Origin of the sequence: Acinetobacter sp. neg1 (assembly GCF_000788125.1) — a bacterium.
Taxonomy (GTDB): Bacteria; Pseudomonadota; Gammaproteobacteria; order Pseudomonadales; family Moraxellaceae; genus Acinetobacter; species Acinetobacter vivianii.
Map to the genome: position 1 here is coordinate 312,718 of NZ_JSZD01000020.1, position 17,488 is coordinate 330,205.

General features: G+C 40.6%; 17 protein-coding genes and 2 tRNA genes. 15 read left to right on the forward strand and 4 right to left on the reverse strand.

What is annotated here, in order from left to right; all coding sequences use genetic code 11:
• Positions 1 to 44: 44 nt before the first annotated feature.
• The 4 genes from pabC (at position 45) to PJ15_RS15725 (ending at position 3,054) form a co-directional block, all read left to right on the forward strand.
• On the forward strand, positions 45 to 857 hold the full coding sequence (gene pabC / locus PJ15_RS15710; protein WP_047432412.1) for an aminodeoxychorismate lyase: 813 nt from the start codon (positions 45 to 47) through the stop codon (positions 855 to 857).
• 1 nt (position 858) lies between these two features.
• A complete protein-coding gene (mltG, locus tag PJ15_RS15715) occupies positions 859 to 1,938 on the forward strand; it encodes an endolytic transglycosylase MltG (RefSeq protein ID WP_047432414.1) in 1,080 nt (359 codons plus the stop codon).
• Positions 1,938 to 2,543, forward strand: a complete 606-nt coding sequence (gene tmk / locus PJ15_RS15720) for a dTMP kinase (RefSeq protein WP_047432416.1) — start codon at positions 1,938 to 1,940, stop codon at positions 2,541 to 2,543. Before mltG ends, tmk begins: the two co-directional genes overlap by 1 nt.
• A 106-nt stretch (positions 2,544 to 2,649) precedes the next feature.
• On the forward strand, positions 2,650 to 3,054 hold the full coding sequence (locus tag PJ15_RS15725) for an immunity protein YezG family protein (protein ID WP_047432418.1): 405 nt from the start codon (positions 2,650 to 2,652) through the stop codon (positions 3,052 to 3,054).
• A 106-nt stretch (positions 3,055 to 3,160) separates the two neighbouring features.
• Here the strand turns inward: PJ15_RS15725 and nadB are convergent, their stop codons facing one another.
• Positions 3,161 to 4,792, reverse strand: coding sequence for an L-aspartate oxidase (gene nadB / locus PJ15_RS15730; protein WP_047432421.1), 1,632 nt, complete (start codon positions 4,790 to 4,792; stop codon positions 3,161 to 3,163).
• A 383-nt stretch (positions 4,793 to 5,175) separates the two neighbouring features.
• Between nadB and PJ15_RS15735 the strand changes: the two genes are divergently transcribed.
• From PJ15_RS15735 to PJ15_RS15790, 11 genes are all read left to right on the forward strand, one after another.
• Positions 5,176 to 6,552 (forward strand): Do family serine endopeptidase, encoded by a 1,377-nt coding sequence (locus PJ15_RS15735; RefSeq protein ID WP_047432423.1) that lies wholly within the window; start codon positions 5,176 to 5,178, stop codon positions 6,550 to 6,552.
• A 115-nt stretch (positions 6,553 to 6,667) separates the two neighbouring features.
• The gene (locus PJ15_RS15740) at positions 6,668 to 7,117 is read left to right on the forward strand and encodes an acyl-CoA thioesterase (protein ID WP_004771506.1); all 450 of its coding nucleotides are present in this window, start codon (positions 6,668 to 6,670) and stop codon (positions 7,115 to 7,117) included.
• Positions 7,118 to 8,537: 1,420 nt separating this feature from the next.
• On the forward strand, positions 8,538 to 10,355 hold the full coding sequence (gene lepA, locus PJ15_RS15750; protein ID WP_004771508.1) for a translation elongation factor 4: 1,818 nt from the start codon (positions 8,538 to 8,540) through the stop codon (positions 10,353 to 10,355).
• Positions 10,356 to 10,427: 72 nt separating this feature from the next.
• Entirely contained in the window at positions 10,428 to 11,291 is an 864-nt protein-coding gene (lepB, locus tag PJ15_RS15755) for a signal peptidase I (protein ID WP_047432428.1), read from the forward strand.
• A 24-nt stretch (positions 11,292 to 11,315) separates the two neighbouring features.
• The gene (locus PJ15_RS15760; protein WP_047432431.1) at positions 11,316 to 11,693 is read left to right on the forward strand and encodes a DUF4845 domain-containing protein; all 378 of its coding nucleotides are present in this window, start codon (positions 11,316 to 11,318) and stop codon (positions 11,691 to 11,693) included.
• Positions 11,662 to 12,357: a ribonuclease III gene (gene rnc / locus PJ15_RS15765; protein WP_004771512.1), complete on the forward strand. Its 696-nt coding sequence runs from the start codon at positions 11,662 to 11,664 to the stop codon at positions 12,355 to 12,357. Before PJ15_RS15760 ends, rnc begins: the two co-directional genes overlap by 32 nt.
• Before the next feature lie 4 nt (positions 12,358 to 12,361).
• Positions 12,362 to 13,390: a GTPase Era gene (era, locus tag PJ15_RS15770; RefSeq protein ID WP_004771513.1), complete on the forward strand. Its 1,029-nt coding sequence runs from the start codon at positions 12,362 to 12,364 to the stop codon at positions 13,388 to 13,390.
• 15 nt (positions 13,391 to 13,405) lie between these two features.
• Positions 13,406 to 13,603 carry an NF038104 family lipoprotein gene (locus tag PJ15_RS15775; protein WP_004771515.1) on the forward strand — a complete coding sequence of 66 codons (198 nt, stop codon included), beginning with the start codon at positions 13,406 to 13,408 and terminating at the stop codon, positions 13,601 to 13,603.
• A gap of 9 nt (positions 13,604 to 13,612) precedes the next feature.
• Positions 13,613 to 14,320, forward strand: coding sequence for a DNA repair protein RecO (gene recO / locus PJ15_RS15780; RefSeq protein ID WP_047432434.1), 708 nt, complete (start codon positions 13,613 to 13,615; stop codon positions 14,318 to 14,320).
• Positions 14,321 to 14,375: 55 nt separating this feature from the next.
• Positions 14,376 to 15,104 carry a pyridoxine 5'-phosphate synthase gene (gene pdxJ / locus PJ15_RS15785; RefSeq protein ID WP_005256827.1) on the forward strand — a complete coding sequence of 243 codons (729 nt, stop codon included), beginning with the start codon at positions 14,376 to 14,378 and terminating at the stop codon, positions 15,102 to 15,104.
• A 4-nt stretch (positions 15,105 to 15,108) separates the two neighbouring features.
• Positions 15,109 to 15,765, forward strand: coding sequence for a tRNA-(ms[2]io[6]A)-hydroxylase (locus tag PJ15_RS15790; protein WP_047432436.1), 657 nt, complete (start codon positions 15,109 to 15,111; stop codon positions 15,763 to 15,765).
• Between the two features lie 110 nt (positions 15,766 to 15,875).
• On the opposite strand, the gene PJ15_RS15795 is transcribed toward PJ15_RS15790, so the two are convergent.
• From PJ15_RS15795 to PJ15_RS15805, 3 genes are all read right to left on the reverse strand, one after another.
• Positions 15,876 to 15,951 (reverse strand) — tRNA-Asn (locus PJ15_RS15795).
• A 9-nt stretch (positions 15,952 to 15,960) separates the two neighbouring features.
• Positions 15,961 to 16,036 (reverse strand) — tRNA-Asn (locus PJ15_RS15800).
• A 142-nt stretch (positions 16,037 to 16,178) separates the two neighbouring features.
• Positions 16,179 to 17,405 carry a multifunctional CCA addition/repair protein gene (locus PJ15_RS15805; RefSeq protein ID WP_004771521.1) on the reverse strand — a complete coding sequence of 409 codons (1,227 nt, stop codon included), beginning with the start codon at positions 17,403 to 17,405 and terminating at the stop codon, positions 16,179 to 16,181.
• Between the last annotated feature and the right edge of the window lie 83 nt (positions 17,406 to 17,488).

Genomic DNA, 17,488 nt, shown 5'->3' on the forward strand with positions numbered 1-17,488 from the left:
CTTGTCATAGAAGGTCTTGTATAGAGTGAATAGGTGCCTAGATCATGCAATGTTATAAAAATGGACAATTGATTGACTCGATTCCTTTATTAGACCGGGCTTTTCATTATGGTGATGGCTGTTTTACCACTGCACGTATTTTTCATGGAAATTTTGAGCTAAAAGAACTGCACTTTGCACGTTTAAAACTGGCCTGTACAAGCTTAAGTCTGGATGCAGATTTATCCTTGATTGAAAAGTCATTTGTGCATTTACAGCAGCAACATTCAAATCTCAATGGCACTTTAAAAGTGGTAATTAGCCGCGGTGAAGGTGATCGAGGTTATAGTCTGCCGTTGCATGCTGCTGACATCTACGTCTGGTATTACCCAAGAGTGACACAGGCTTTTCAACCTGAATGGATTGAAAGTGGTATGTTAAATCATGCGTTGGGATTGAACATGCCGCATTTGGTTGGATTAAAAACATTAAATAGACTGGAGCAGGTATTACTCAAGCAAGAGGCAGATCAACAAGGCTGGCTGGAAGCATTGGTCAGTGATGTACAGGGCGCTATTGTTGAAGGGGTGAGCAGTAATTGTTTTATTCGTATAAATGATCGGTGGATTACGCCAGAACTTCGCTATAATGGCGTCCACGGTGTGATGCGCGCCAAAATCTTGTCACGAATGCAGCAATATCATGTTCCTTGTGAGCAACGTTGTATTGATATGAATGAAATTGGACGTATTCAGAGTTTATTTTTCTGCAATGCTTTGCACCCGATGAAAGCGGTGATTCGATTTCATGACCGTTGTTTAGAGCAACAACCTTATCTTGATTTATTTGAAACTTTAAAACTTAGCCAGATTGATTAATATGCCAAAGCCGCCTAGTTCCAGCAAAAGTAAGAAAAAGCCTAAAGCTAAACCGAAATCCAGATTTTCTTTTTTTAAAGCCTTTTTGATCGCCATTGTTATCTTTGTATTGGCGATCTTTGGCATTGTATGGTCAAGTTTATTTAAAAATTATCCTGTAGAAGGTAAGAAGCAACTTCTGGTAATTTCTTCTGGCGATACGTATTCACGATTTATTGATCGTTTAGCCAAAGAAAATAATGTGAATTTTCCAATTGTTCTAAAGCTTTATCAGAAATTTATGATTCACGACACTATGAAAGCAGGTGTCTATGAAATTTCGCAAGGCATGAGTATCCGTCAAGTCATGGATATGTTGTCTGATGCGGACAATGCACAAATGAATCGTATTTTGGTGATTGAAGGCACGACTTTTTCTCAGCTGATTCAAAGTTTACGAAAAGACTCGAATGTCACCAATACGTTGCTTGATCTTCCTCAATCTGAATTATTAAAACAATTAGATATTCCGTATACACATCCAGAAGGTTTGTTTGCACCTGATACGTATTTCTTTGCCAAAGGCGAAACGGATAAAAAAATCTTAACTGATTTGTATCGCCGTCAAATGAAATCACTGGATGACGCCTGGGCTAAGAAAGCGCCGAACTTACCGTATAAAGATAAATATGAAGCGTTAATCATGGCTTCGATTATCGAAAAAGAAACCAGTTTAGATAGTGAGTTAGAACAGGTTTCAGGTGTATTTGTGCGTCGTTTGAAAATGGGTATGCGTTTGCAAACTGATCCAACCGTGATTTATGGTATGGGTGAGAATTATAAAGGCAATATCACCCGCAATGACTTGCGTACTCCAACGGCCTATAACACCTATACCATTAATGGTTTACCACCAACACCAATTGCTTTGCCAAGTAAGAAAGCAATTGAAGCAGCGATGCATCCTGATGATGCTAAAAATATCTATTTCGTTGCTACAGGTAATGGTGGGCATAAATTTACCGCGTCTTTAGAAGACCACAATCGCGCAGTGCAAGAATACTTAACTGTGCTACGTTCAAAGAAAAAGCAGGGCGAATAATGTTTATTAGTTTTGAAGGGACGGAAGGCGTAGGAAAAACCACGCTGATTCGTAAAATTCATCAGTACTTTGAACAGCAAGGTAAAGAAGTCGTGTTGACCCGTGAACCAGGCGGCACACCATTGGCTGAGCAGATTCGTTCATTATTATTGGCGGTGAATCATGAAGAGCAAATGAGTCATGATACCGAGCTGTTATTAATTTACGCTGCCCGTGCACAGCATTTACAGCAAGTCATTTTACCTGCATTAGCGGCAGGGAAGATTGTGTTGAGTGACCGGTTTACCGATGCCAGCTTTGCTTATCAATGTTCTGGACGTGGTTTAAGTCAGGAAAAGCTTCAACTCTTGAATCAAACTTTTGTCGCGAAAATGCCGAATATTACATTTTGGCTGGATGCACCGATTGAGTTAGGCATGACCCGTGCACGAGAACGTGGAGCACTGGATCGTTTTGAGCAAGAGAAGTTGAGTTTCTTTGCCAAAGTGCGTGCGGGTTATGAGACATTGTGGCAAGCAGCGCCTGAACGAATCAAGCGGTTGGATGCAACACAGAATGCTGATGTTGTGTTTGAAGAGGCATTAGATTATATAAAACAGCTCTAAGAGCTGTTCTATATTTATCAAAGCTAACAAAATACAATGGTTAAGGGGAAAAAGTAATCATTGATGGGTTGTAAAAACTTAAAAATAAGCCTAAAGGATAAATAATTTGAATTTTTTAAAAAAGTCGGAACTTCTAAATATTATTGCTCAGGAGCTGGCTTATGTGGCCCCAGTAAATTGGAAACGGATTGTATATTACACAGAAAGATTACCTGATTTAGAAATTGGTTTGCGTAATGCTTCTATCAGTAAATGTTGGATTGGAGTTGAAGAAAAACTTTTTAATACTTCTAATGGCCCTGCTTTAAGAGTTTCTGTTGAGCTCGGTGATGCGATAGATGAGTTATACAAATTGTGCGAAAGCATGACCGATCAATGGTGTGGTTTAGGTATCATAATGACAAATGATGGTAAATTTACGACAAACTTTTATTATGAAACCACACCATTGATTCATAATATTTTTGAAGAATATACTCAGAGATTGGAAATTTTGACAAAGATACGTTGAGTATTAAATAGAATTTTTTAATTAAATATATAATTCTATTAGGCTGCATTATTTCTATGGAATAATGCAGCCTAATTATTAATTTAGTATTTGTCTAAATTAAATATTACTCATTCACCAACGGTTGTTCCACTTTAAAGTTTGGTGGCGTTAACACCGTCTTACGAATCTCATTTGAGAGTTCTGGATAATCCAGCGTGTAATGCAAACCACGCGATTCTTTACGCTCCATTGCACAACGTACAATCATTTCAGAAACCAGAACTAGGTTACGTAACTCAATCAAGTTTTTGCTGACACGATAATCCTGATAATACTCAGTAATTTCACGGTTCAACATTTCTATACGATGTAAAGCACGTTGCAAACGCTTCGTGGTACGTACAATACCGACATAGTTCCACATGGTCGAACGCAGTTCATCCCAGTTTTGCAGAATCACCACATCTTCATCTGCATCGGTGACTTGCGTTTCATCCCAAGAAGGGACTTCTGGCAGTTTAAAGTCTGCATCAAACTTTTGTTCGATATCTTCTGCTGCACTCATACCGTAAACGAAGCATTCGAGTAATGAGTTACTTGCCATACGGTTAGCGCCATGTAAACCCGTATAAGAGGTCTCACCAATCGCATATAAACCGTCTAAATCCGTTTGGCTATGCTCATCGACCACCACACCGCCACAGGTGTAATGTGCTGCAGGTACAACAGGAATCATATCTTTGGTGATATCAATACCAAGTTCCAGCAAACGGGCATACAGTGTCGGGAAGTGTTCGGTAATAAACTCTGGCGATTTATGGGTAATGTCTAACCAGACGTGACGAATCCCTAAACGTTTGATTTCATGGTCGATAGTACGTGCCACAATATCACGCGGTGCAAGTTCAGCACGTTCATCAAAACGCAGCATAAAACGCTCGCCATCTGGTAAGCGCAAATAAGCACCTTCACCACGCATTGCTTCAGTAATTAAGAAAGAACGTGCTTTTGGATGATATAAACAGGTCGGATGGAATTGGTTAAATTCCATATTGGCGACACGGCAACCTGCACGATAGGCCATGGCAATTCCATCACCAGTCGCAATATCTGGATTAGACGTGTAGAGATAAGCTTTCATTGCACCGCCGCAGGCCAAAGCTGTAAATGGTGCGAGGAAAGTATGAACCTGTTCGTTGGTTTCATCTAAAGCATATAGACCGATCGAGCGATTGGCCTGATGATGATGACCGAGTTTGTGCAGGGTAATTAAATCGATCGCAATATAATTTTCAAAAATCGTAATATTTTTTCGTTCTTTAGCACGTTCAACCAAAGTGGTTGAAATCGCTTTACCTGTTGCATCGGCAGAGTGGATGATACGACGTTGTGAATGACCACCTTCACGAGTCAGATGTAATTGCTCATCATCATCTAAAGTAAATTGCACGCCTTGCTTAAGCAGGAAATCCACCGAAGGTTTACCACCTTCAACCGTATGCTTTACTGCATCCAATTCACATAGATGACCACCTGCAATCATAGTGTCATTAATGTGTTGTTGAATAGAATCTGTTTCGTCTAAGACTGCAGCAACACCGCCTTGAGCATAGAAGGTACTGGCTTCTGTCAGCGCGGCTTTGGCTAGAATTGCAATGTTATAATGACTTGGTAAAGAGAGTGCGAGGCTTAAACCTGCACCACCACTGCCCACAATAATCACATCAAAATGGTGAATTGTTTTTAAATCAGGCATGTCGTCGATCTGCTTCAGTTTTAAACGTTCGCTAATGACACCGCTTTTTTGTCAAAAAGGCAAGGGCTAATCTGCCTGAAATTGAGTGAATTTTTAGCGAATGCGATTTATTCACCAATTATTATTTGCATATTTTGTCTAATATCATAAAACGATTACCTTTCAGTACATTGTTTTAATCTAGAGTTAAGCTGTTCAATATAAAACTTTAGATGAAATTTTAATGTCTGGAATTGTCTCCATAATTTATTCACATTTCATCTGTCTATTTCGTTGTATGCATCGAAAATATAAACATTTTTTTACGAAAAGAATGGTAGGGTTATGCTACAAACATAGACCATAACATTTATTTTAATCATCAGTATGTAGGTTCTTGCTTCATGAAAAGTCGCTATTTACAACAAGGAATGTATGCTGCTGTATTTACGATAGCAGCTGCTCAAGTCAACGCTGCCTCACCAGTAGATTTTTCAAACCTCGTTGAGCAGGTTAGTCCTGCTGTTGTGAGTGTCAACGTTGTAAAGAAAATGACTCAGGAAGAGTTATTACAACAACAAGTTCCTGAAATCTTGCGTCGTTTTTTTGGTAATCAGGTGATTATCCCGCAACAGCAGGGGCCACAGGAAAAAACGGGTTATGGCAGTGCATTCTTTATTGGCAAGGACGGTTATTTATTAACGAATCGTCATGTGGTTGATAATGCTTCCCGTATCAGTATTATCCTGAATGATCGCCGTGAACTGGATGCGACGCTTGTAGGTAGTGATGAACGTACTGATATTGCTTTGCTTAAAGTGAATGGAACCAATTTCCCAGAATTAAGAATTGGTAATGTGGACCAGCTGCGTGTAGGCGAGCCTGTACTCGCAATTGGTTCACCATTTGGCTTTGACTATTCAGCTTCAGCAGGGATTGTCAGTGCAAAATCCCGTAATATGAGTGGTGAGACTTCAGTTCCATTTATTCAAACTGATGCTGCACTGAATCCAGGTAACTCTGGTGGTCCACTGTTTAACCAGCGTGGCGAAGTGGTGGGCGTTAACTCGCGTATCTTTAGTGGTACGGGCGGCTATATGGGCTTGTCCTTCTCGATTCCAATTGATGTGGCGATGGATGTCGTACAACAGTTGAAAACGACGGGTAAAGTGACACGTTCTTATCTTGGGATCATGATGCAAGATATTGACCGTAACTTGGCAGAAGCATATAAGTTGCCGAAACCAGAAGGTTCATTGATTACTCAGGTCGCGCCAAAATCACCTGCTGAAAAAGCAGGCCTAAAATCGGGTGATGTCATTTTGAAAGCCAATGGTGCGCCGATTTCGCGTACGGGTGATCTACTTTATACACTGAATCGTATTGCTCCAAATCAAACTGTTCAGCTAGAAATTTTACGTGATGATAAAACGCGTACCATTGCTGCGACATTGGGCACTGCACCAGATGATACAGCTGCTGATGCCGAGAAAAATAATCCGACTAGCGGTTTAGGCATGAGTATTCGTGACCTGACTGCTGCTGAGCAAGCGCGTTTAGATGTTCGTAGCGGTATTCTGATTCAGGATGTGAAGCGTGGTGGGCTTGCATCATTATCGAATCTGGTGGCGGGCGATGTGATTGTACAAGTCAATGGTACAGCGATTACCAATAGCCAGATGTTCGCTAAAACTGTGGGCGCTTTACCAAAAAATAGTGTTGCGCGTGTAACGATTATTCGTCAAGGACAACGTGCGATTTTAGGTTTGCGTTTACCTTAAACCTGATTGTGATTGATAAAAACCACTCTAATTTAGGGTGGTTTTTATTTTGAAATACAGTTGTATTTAGACTAGTGTATGTCGCTGAACTTTGATTGATGAAATAAGCTAGATTATGAGTACGATTTTTGATTTAAAAATACAAGTTCAGCCTGAGCATATTGATGTGCTGGGCCATGTTAATAATGTGATGTACATCCAGTGGATGCAGGATGTCGCAGCAGCACATATAGAAACTTTGGGTTTGGGGCTTGCTCAATATCTTGAACTTAAACATGCAATGGTGGCTGTCGAGCATCATGTGCAATATCGTAAAGCAGCTCTGGAAGGTGAAGAGGTGATCTTGCGGACGTGGCTGGATGATATTAATGCACTGTACTCTTTCCGCCAGTATGCATTTTATCGCCCTAAAGACCAAAGTGTACTGTTTGTTGGAAATACCAAATGGGCCTGTATCGAAATCGAAACAGGTCGCCCAAAACGGATGTCACCAAGTTTTACGCAAGCCTATCAGCCGATTTCGCCAGATTTAAATCCAATGGATTTTTCAATTTCATATGAATAGTCTTAGTCACTTTAACATTTAAAGACAGTAGGGCAGCTGGACGGTACATGCTTGGCTGCTTTTTATGATTTATTTATCAAAATAAGTAAAAGAAAAGTTAACCAATTAACATAATCACAGCTTAGACACTCAAAAAAACGTTTGAATACCATGAGTTATGCGTAAAAATTAATGCTGCTTGGGATTGTATACTTTTTGTATCTCGTTTAAATTATAAATTCTTATATTGTATTTTGGGGTAGATGATGAATGGCAACCTAGGAGTTGTTGTTTTTTATTTGTTGTGTTTGCTGGCGAGTATTGTGCTTGTAATAGGGAGTATTATTTTCGACCTCACATTTCTCTTTGTCGGATTTGGTCTACTTGCTTGCGCTTTTTTAATTAAATACGAGTTTAAATTAACTGTGATGTTTTGGCATAAAATTGAATAATTAAAAAAGATAATTAAAGAGCCGTACTGATAAAGTGCGGCTTTTTTCTTGGATCAAATTGATGTGCATGATGAAGTATTTGCTCTTAGTCGGTAAATTGGTGTCTCGCTAAGCTCTATATCTACTATTCAAGAATATAAAAAATTATGTCTATACACTTTGATCTAAATGATGTCATTGAGGTGTCTCTAGTAAGGAAGGCTTATTGCTATTGGCAGAGCGTAGATAAGTCTTGAGGTGATCAATAGGGATTCATTTCTATATTTTGAGATGTTGTTTTGATTGCTTTATCGGGAAAATGATTGTTAAAAAGGATATTGGAAGTTTGTCGGCTTAATTGGTGCTTTTATCGGCAGTTGTTTCACCATTTTTCTGAAAATCTGTGATAATAGTCACAACTTTTTCAAAAATCATGAAATATGGATATCTTAAAATTCGTAAAAAGCTTCAATACGGTAGGATGTTATTTAACACTTGCAAGCCTTTTGCTCGCGACTCTTGTTCTTTATTTTTATTACATCAACCCAAATTGATTTTAAAATGAGTGGTCTAAGTGAAGTGAAGATAATTCTTAGGAGGAGAAAAAATCGAATCACGCTGTTTTAATAGTTGTACTTGAGTCCTTATCGCTCAGTTCAATGTATTGTGAACTACTAATGTTAAATTTGCCATGTATAAGGTTAAAATTATTCAAATAAAGCCGGCATGGCATTCTCCTGATTAATATCATCTATTCTCTACTTTGTACGATCAAAAAGGCGCATTTGGCTTTTTTAATTGGATCGCTCTGTTCTGCTTCAGGAAATCGATTGATCCTTGTTAGATTGCTTCCTTCATCGCGATGTAGTCTAAGTCACATATACTTTTAACACTATATTTTTAACATTGTTGTGCTTATACTGTGCCGAACTTTTTAAACATTATTTTTCGCAACAATAGTCAGTTATTTAATTGAATAGATTGTTGTGTACATATTCTTAAGGTAACCCATGGCGCAAGCTAAAAAATCCGTAGATATCAAAAATATACGCAATTTCTCGATCATTGCACACATTGACCACGGTAAGTCAACGCTGGCTGACCGTTTCATTCAAATGTGCGGTGGTTTACAAGATCGTGAGATGCAAGCTCAAGTATTAGACTCTATGGAGCTTGAGCGTGAGCGTGGGATTACAATTAAAGCCGCTTCGGTGACGTTGTATTACACGCATCCGAATGGTCAGGAATATCAATTAAACTTTATTGATACCCCAGGGCACGTTGACTTCTCTTATGAAGTGTCACGTTCTTTGGCTGCTTGTGAAGGGGCATTGCTGGTTGTCGATGCTGCACAAGGAGTTGAGGCGCAGTCTGTTGCTAACTGCTATACCGCAATTGAACAGGGCTTAGAGGTTTTACCAATCTTGAACAAGATTGACTTGCCTCAGGCAGAGCCTGAACGTGTCATTCACGAAATTGAAGAAATTATCGGGATTGAAGCAACAGATGCACCAACCTGTTCTGCAAAAACTGGTCTAGGTGTTGAAGGCGTTCTAGAGCGTCTTGTGGATGTCATTCCAGCACCTGAAGGTGATCGTGATGCACCATTACAGGCATTAATTATTGACTCATGGTTTGACAACTATTTAGGTGTTGTTTCCCTCGTCCGCATCAAGCAAGGTCGTATCCGTAAGGGCGACAAGATGTTGGTGAAATCGACAGGTCAAACTCATCCTGTAACTTCTGTTGGTGTTTTTAATCCGAAACATACCGAAACTGACATCCTCGAAGCGGGTGAAGTTGGCTTCGTGATTGCGGGTATTAAAGATATTTTTGGTGCGCCAGTCGGTGATACCATCACACTTTCATCTACGCCTGAAGTTGAAACATTACCTGGTTTTAAAAAGGTAAAACCACAGGTATATGCTGGACTTTTCCCGATTGATTCAAGTGACTTTGAACCGTTCCGTGAAGCGTTACAAAAGCTACAGATTAACGATTCGGCTTTATTCTTTGAACCTGAAAGTTCAGATGCATTAGGCTTTGGTTTCCGTTGTGGCTTCTTGGGAATGCTACACATGGAAATCGTACAAGAGCGTTTAGAGCGTGAATACGATCTTGATCTGATTAGTTCTGCTCCAACGGTCATTTATGAAGCGCTGACCAAGAAAGGCGATATTATTTATATCGACAGTCCATCAAAAATGCCTGATGGTTCTACAGTTGAAGACTTACGTGAACCAATTGCAGAATGTCATATTCTTGTGCCACAAGAATATTTAGGTAACGTCATGACCTTGTGTATCGAGCGTCGTGGTGTACAAAAAGATATGAAATTCTTGGGTAATCAGGTTTCCGTGACTTTTGAAATTCCAATGGCAGAAGTGGTCATGGATTTCTTTGACAAATTAAAATCATGTTCACGTGGTTTTGCATCACTCGACTATAACTTTGTTCGTTTCGAAAGTTCAGCTTTGGTTAAGGTGGATGTATTAATTAATAGCGAGAAGGTTGATGCCTTGGCGATGATTTGCCACCGTCAGGATGCGCGTCATCGTGGTATTGCACTGGTTGAGAAAATGAAAGATCTCATTCCACGTCAAATGTACGATGTTGCGATTCAGGCTGCGATTGGTGCACAGATCATTGCCCGCTCTACTGTAAAAGCGATGCGTAAAAACGTATTGGCTAAATGTTATGGTGGTGACGTTTCACGTAAGAAGAAACTTCTTGCGAAGCAGAAAGAAGGTAAGAAACGTATGAAGCAAGTGGGAAGCGTTGAAATTCCACAAGAAGCATTCTTGGCTGTATTGAAAGTCGATAGATAAAGAAATGGGGCTGGGTAAACCTCTGGTTTTACCCAGCTGCAAAACGAGCAGTGAGACTGCAAGAGAGGGTTTGTGGATTTTGATTTTAATTTGATTCTGGTACCAGCGACGCTGATTTTCTTTTTGGTGTGGTTGCTTGATAAATTTGTATTTAAACAACGTACAAATAAAGGGCGGAATCAGGAACATTTTCTTATCACATGGGCATATGACTTCTGGCCAGTGTTGGCAGTCGTGCTGATTCTACGTTCTTTCTTATATGAACCATTTAATATTCCTTCTGACTCGATGGTACCTACCTTGGAGACAGGTGATTTTATTCTGGTGAATAAATTTGATTATGGTTTACGTCTCCCTGTAGTGAATACAAAAGTTGTCAATGTTGGCGAGCCGAAACGTGGTGAAGTGATTGTATTCCGTTATCCACCACAACCAACGATTAGCTATATTAAACGTGTAGTAGGTTTGCCGGGTGATCATATCCAGTTTAAAGCGGGTGAGTTGACGATTAATGGTCAGCAAATTGCAAAAGTCGCAACACAATTCTCACGTGTGAAAGACCAGCAAGACACACCAACGGCTTTGTATTTTAAAGAAACATTAGGTGAACACCAGCATTTGATTCGTTATCTGGAAGGGCGTAACCCACTGGTTGAACAGTTCCAGTTTGCGCAATTAAAAGGTGCTGAAGCCTTGGTTCCATTTGTTGCTAAAGCCAATGACGTCTTTATCAAAAGCAATGGACAGGATTGGGAAGTGACCGTGCCTGAAGGTCAATATTTCGCAATGGGCGATAACCGTGACCAAAGTGCGGATAGTCGTTTTTGGGGCTTTGTACCTGAAGCGAATTTAACAGGTCGAGCTTTTTATATATGGATGCATAAAGAGCCGGGCTTTAATCTTCCAAGTTTCAACCGAAATGGTAAGATTGATTGATAAAAACATAAAGGAAATATAAAGATGCGTAAATCTCAACTTGGGACTTCGTATATTGCAATTTTATTTGGGGTGGTTTTATTTGCAGTTGCTGTGAAAGCAGCAATTGCGATTTGGCCAGCATACTGGGATGACAAGCTGATTAATAGTCAGATTGAAGGCTTATTAAAAGATAGCCCTGCGAACATTACACCAAGTAAGTTCGCCTCTCAGATGGATCAACGTTTTGATATGAACGGTATCCGTGATCTACATTTTAAGGATATTGCGCAAGTGACTTATAAAGATGATCTTGTCGTAGTAAAGAAGTATGAAATCCGTAAGCCTTTCATGCTAAATATTAGTCTAGTTATGACCTTTGAGAAGACTTTTGACCAAAAATCTGCAAAACAAGCTCAATGATACTCGGTTGCAAGGACGAATCGGTCACCAGTTTAAACAGATTGATTTGTTGAAACTGGCCTTAACCCATCGTTCTGTCAGCCATAAACACAATTATGAACGCCTAGAATTTCTAGGCGATTCATTATTGGGAATGATCGTTGCGAATTATTTGTACAATGCCTATCCACTGGAAAATGAAGGCCGCTTAACGCGAATGCGTGCGACTTTGGTTCGACAGGAAGCGTTAGGAAAAATCGCAAATGATTTACAACTGAGTCGGTCATTAATTTTAAGCACTGGCGAGCTAAAATCAGGTGGTCATCACCGTGAATCTATTTTGGCAGACACAGTTGAAGCAATTATTGGTGCTATTTATTTAGACTGTAATGATCTCAACCTGTTGGAACGCATTGTGTTAAAATGGTATGAACCATATCTTGATCATATCGAACCGACAGATCAACTGAAAGACCCGAAATCACGTTTGCAAGAGTATTTACAAGCACGTAAAAAACCTCTCCCAGTTTACGAGGTTGTAGATATTCAGGGCGATGCGCCGAATCAGCATTTCAAAGTGGAATGTTTGGTCGATGGATTGCCAAAAATTCAAGGCGAGGGCTCAAGTCGTCGTTTTGCCGAACAAACGGCAGCGGCAGAGATTTTAAAATTATTGGAGCAATAACCTGATGTCCCATTCAAATGAAAATAAGCCAGAAGCAGCAGCTGAGCAGCAAGACGGCAATAACTTAATTGATCAATTTTTTAGTTCTCAAGGAACTACGATTCCTTCAGATTTTAAAAGCGGTTTTGTTGCGATCGTTGGTCGTCCAAATGTCGGTAAGTCGACATTAATGAACCATTTATTGGGTCAAAAACTGTCAATTACTTCACGTAAGCCACAAACCACACGTCATAAAATTGTTGGTATTGATTCTCGTGAAAAATCACAGGCGGTATTTGTTGATACCCCTGGGATGCACAAGAAAGAAGTACGTGCGATCAACAAAATGATGAACCGCGCTGCTCATTCAGCGTTGCGTGATGTGAATCTGGTTTTATTTGTGGTTGATGCGCAGAAGTGGACTCAAAACGATGAGCTCGTTTTGGAAAAACTGAAAAATGCAGATATGCCTGTGATTCTTGTGATCAATAAGCTGGATACCTTTGAGAATAAAAACGAAGCATTACCGCTGATTCGTGAACGTGCCAAGTTAATGAACTTTGCCGAGATTGTTCCTGTATCCGCATTGCGTGGCGCGAATCTTGAGCATTTACGTGATACGATTGAAAAGTATTTGCCTTATCAGCCGCCATTGTATTCACTGGATCAGATTACTGACCGTTCTGAGCGCTTCCTTGCGAGTGAAATTATTCGTGAGAAAATCATGCGTCAGTTGGGTGAAGAACTGCCATACGATTTGACTGTACAGATTGAATCTTTTAAAACAGAAGAAGCGACTGTAAATGAAAAAACGGGGCGTTTAAAACCACCTTGTACTTATATTGATGCAACGATCTTTGTTGAGCGCCAAGGGCAAAAAGCCATTGTGATTGGTGATAAAGGCGCGAAGCTGAAAAGTATTGGTATGGATGCGCGTGCTGACATGGAAAAAATGTTTGAACAAAAGATCATGCTAACGCTTTGGGTGAAAGTCAAAGGCGGCTGGTCTGATGATGAGCGTGCTTTGAAAAGCTTGGGTTATAGCGATATTTAAGCAATGGAAACAGGTATGAAAACAACAATTCGTGTATTCGCAATCGTGACATGTATTTTCATGTTGCAAGGGTGTGTTCATAAGCTTGTAACTGTACCTGTAAAAGTGGCTTATAAGACAACCAAAGGTGTGGTCAAAGGAACGGCAGCTGTCGTTGGTGCGGTTATTCCTGATGGTGATGATGAAGAGAAGGATGAAAAGAAGAAGGACTAATATCGTTCCATGATGCGTAATGAAGTCCTGCATGGCTATTTAATTCATCATCGTAAATATCGTGAAAAAAGCCATATTGTGCATTTATTTACACAAGAATATGGTCGGGTGGATGGAATCTTAAGACAGATTCCTCCACCGCAGTATCAACCTATTTGCTTGCAAGCGACAGGCAAATCCGAGCTTAAAAATTTCACTAAACTAGAAATTCTGAATCAACCTGTTTTCTTTCATGGCGATGCATTCTTTGCCGGTTTCTATTTAAATGAAATTGTGTTGCGCCTTTGTCCTTTGGAAGAGGCTTTACCGCAAACATTTGAGCAATATCAGTTGACCTTGTTGCAATTGCAGCAACTTGCTTCACATGAGCAAGCGTCTTTATTCTTACGACAAATCCTGCGTCAATTCGAGCATGTTTTATTGCAAGAGTTGGGCTATGCCATCGATTTCTCAGTGGATGCAAATCAACAAGACATCTTGCCACTTCGACATTATCAATTTCAGCTGAATGAAGGCTTTCTGCCCGTTGCGCAAGCATCACGTTCGACACTTTCCGGTACGTTGATTGCATCTATGCAAAACCATGAAGATGGTCAGGATTTTTCTCACGAACAATTGCAATTATTGGGTAAACTATACCGTCAAATGATTAGCTCATTGTTGGGTGATCGGCCACTCAAAAGCCGTCAACTCTGGATTCAAAGTACACAAACTTGATATTCCTGATGTATTGAAAATAATTATTCAGGGCTAAACCGATAGGATATTTTTTATGGCTGCAATCTTGGGTGTAAACATTGATCATGTTGCAACATTAAGACAGGCACGTGGTACAACTTACCCTGATCCAGTTCAGGCTGCTTTGGTTTGTGAACAAGCGGGTGCAGAGGGGATTACCTTGCATTTACGTGAAGATCGTCGCCATATACAGGATGATGATGTACGTCGTATGCGTCCCTTGCTGAAAACTCGAATGAATCTTGAGTTGGCAGTGACAGATGAAATGGTTGCATTTGCCAAAGAGATTCAACCTCAACATGTTTGCTTTGTCCCTGAACGTCGTCAAGAAGTAACAACTGAAGGTGGTCTGGATGTTGTAGGTCACTTTGAAAAAGTGAAGGCAGCAACACAAGCACTGACCGCAATTGGCAGTGATGTGTCGTTATTTATCGATGCTGATCTAGCTCAAATTGATGCGGCTGTCGCATGTGGTGCGCCGACCATTGAGATTCATACTGGTGCTTATGCAGATGCAGAGACTGAGGAGCAGCAACAAGCAGAATTGGCACGTATTATCAAAGGCGTGGAGTATGCGGCTGCCAAAGGTCTGGTTGTGAATGCAGGTCATGGCTTAAATCTGGACAATGTTGCAGCGATTGCAGCGATCCCTCAAATTCATGAGCTGAATATTGGCCATTCGATTATTGCAGATAGCGTATTCGTTGGACTGGCTCAAGCGGTAAAAGATATGAAAGCAGCAATTCAGGCTGCTGCGAGATAAGTTGATGAGTAGTGTAAATTATGATGAGTTAATGCAACCCGTCATTGCGTTTTTAGGTTGTACAACACCTCAGGCATGGTTGGATGAAGCGGTAAATAACCTTGATATCTTGATGCAAGACCATGCTAACTGTGAGAAGAAAGCAGCAAGTACAGCCATGAATTTGATGTTCCGCTATAGCTTCTTTACAGACTTGCAGGTGAAGTTGGCGCAATTGGTTCGTGAAGAAATGCTGCATTATGAGCAGGTACTTGAATTCATGAATAAGCGCGGCCAAGAATGGAAGGGTTTGAGTGCAGGGCGTTATGCAGGTGGGTTGCGTAAAGAAATTCGTACTTACGAGCCTGAAGCATTGATTGATGTCATGATCATTGGTGCATTTGTAGAAGCACGTTCATGTGAGCGTTTCTATGCGCTGGCACCGATTGTTGATGATGAGCTGGGGCGTTACTACCGTTATTTACTTAAATCGGAATCTCGTCATTTTGAGGACTATTTAGCGTTGGCTTTAGATGTTGCAAAATCAGCGAAACTCAAAGATCCAGAAGAAGATATTCAGCAACGCATTGAATATATCCGTGAAGTGGAAAAAAATCTGATTTTAACTCCAGATGATACGTTCCGTTTTCATAGTGGTGTACCCGCAAAGGTTGTGGCTTAATTTGAATTTGAAAGAAAAAACCTCTGATCGGCAGAGGTTTTTTTATGGCTATTGGATTTTATCGTGGCCTAAAAAAAGCCCCGATCAATGATCAGGGCTTTTTAGAATCTTGGCTCTCCCACCTGGGCTCGAACCAGGGACCTGCGGATTAACAGTCCGTCGCTCTACCGACTGAGCTATGGGAGAATAGTAGATTGGCTCTCCAACCTGGGCTCGAACCAGGGACCTGCGGATTAACAGTCCGTCGCTCTACCGACTGAGCTATTGGAGAATCTGATGCGCATTTTAGGCATGAAAAGCAGATGCGTCAACAACAATAGTAAATAAAATTAATCGTTTGCTTGATTAATAATCTTTTCAGTGCAAAGTGTGCAAAAAATGCGAGAAAAAGATCTTATTTACTTAAAAATTAATCAGTTAATGTGTTGTTCCTTGAACTTTGCCAGTGCATCAATTCGATATTGAATCAGCATTTCCCCAATTTCTGGGCCACTGACATGTTCCGGTAAATCCTGCGCACGTATATTTCTGACGATTTGCATGGCATCTAACATATATTGTGCTTGCGGATAAGGACGCTGCTCCAGACCCAAACGACCTTTGGCATCACATTCACAGGCCTGTACAAAGGCCTCTACTTTTTCTGGTCGGCGTAGCACGTCCAAACGCTGTAACAAGCGCCATAAAGTACCCGGTTTCAGATTTTTCACTTGATGACACTTTAAATGCTCTTTACATACGATCAGAGCCAGATTTTTAAGCGCAGTCGGTACTTTTAAGCGATCACAGATTTGAGTAACGGGCGGAATACCACGTTCTTCATGCATAATATGTCGTGGCAATTCTTCTACAGGAGTAAGTGCTTTCCCTAGGTCGTGTACCAGCACTGCAAAGCGCACTTCAAGTGCATAATTTGCTAAGCAGGCCTGTTTAAGTGCCATTAACGTATGAATGCCACAGTCAATTTCAGGATGATACTCTGGACGTTGGGGTACACCGAATAATGCATTGATTTCTGGAAATAAGACTTCCAAGGCATCACAGTCTTTTAAGATCTGGAAATACACATCAGCATGGTCTTCCATTAAGGCGCGAGAGGTTTCTTTCCAGACACGCTCGGGTGTTAATGCGCTTAATTCACCTGATTGGGCAATTTTCCGCATCAACTGCAAGGTTTCTTCTGCAACGGTAAAGCCGTAAGTTGCATAACGCGCTGCAAAACGGGCTACGCGGAGTACACGTAATGGATCTTCGGTAAATGCCTCTGAAACATGACGCAGCACTTTGTGCTGTAAGTCCTGCTGACCACCATATGGGTCATACACTTGACCATGATCATCCATTGCCATTGCATTAATGGTCAGGTCACGACGAATTAGATCATCTTCTAATTTTACGCTGGTATCAGTGAAAAACTGAAAGCCATGATAACCCACACCAGATTTGCGTTCAGTACGCGCTAGTGCGTATTCTTCTTTTGTTTTTGGATGTAGGAATACAGGAAAATCTTTACCGACAGGTTGATAACCTTCGGCCAATAATTGTTCGGGCGTTGCTCCAACCACCACATAATCTTTTTCGTGATAGGGATGGCCGAGTAAATGATCCCGAACTGCACCGCCTACTAAATAAACTTGCATGAAAAAACCTCTATTCTTCACACAATCATGCTACAGAATAGAGGTTTTCTCAAGCGCTAAGCAAAGCTTTTCTGGAAAAGCTT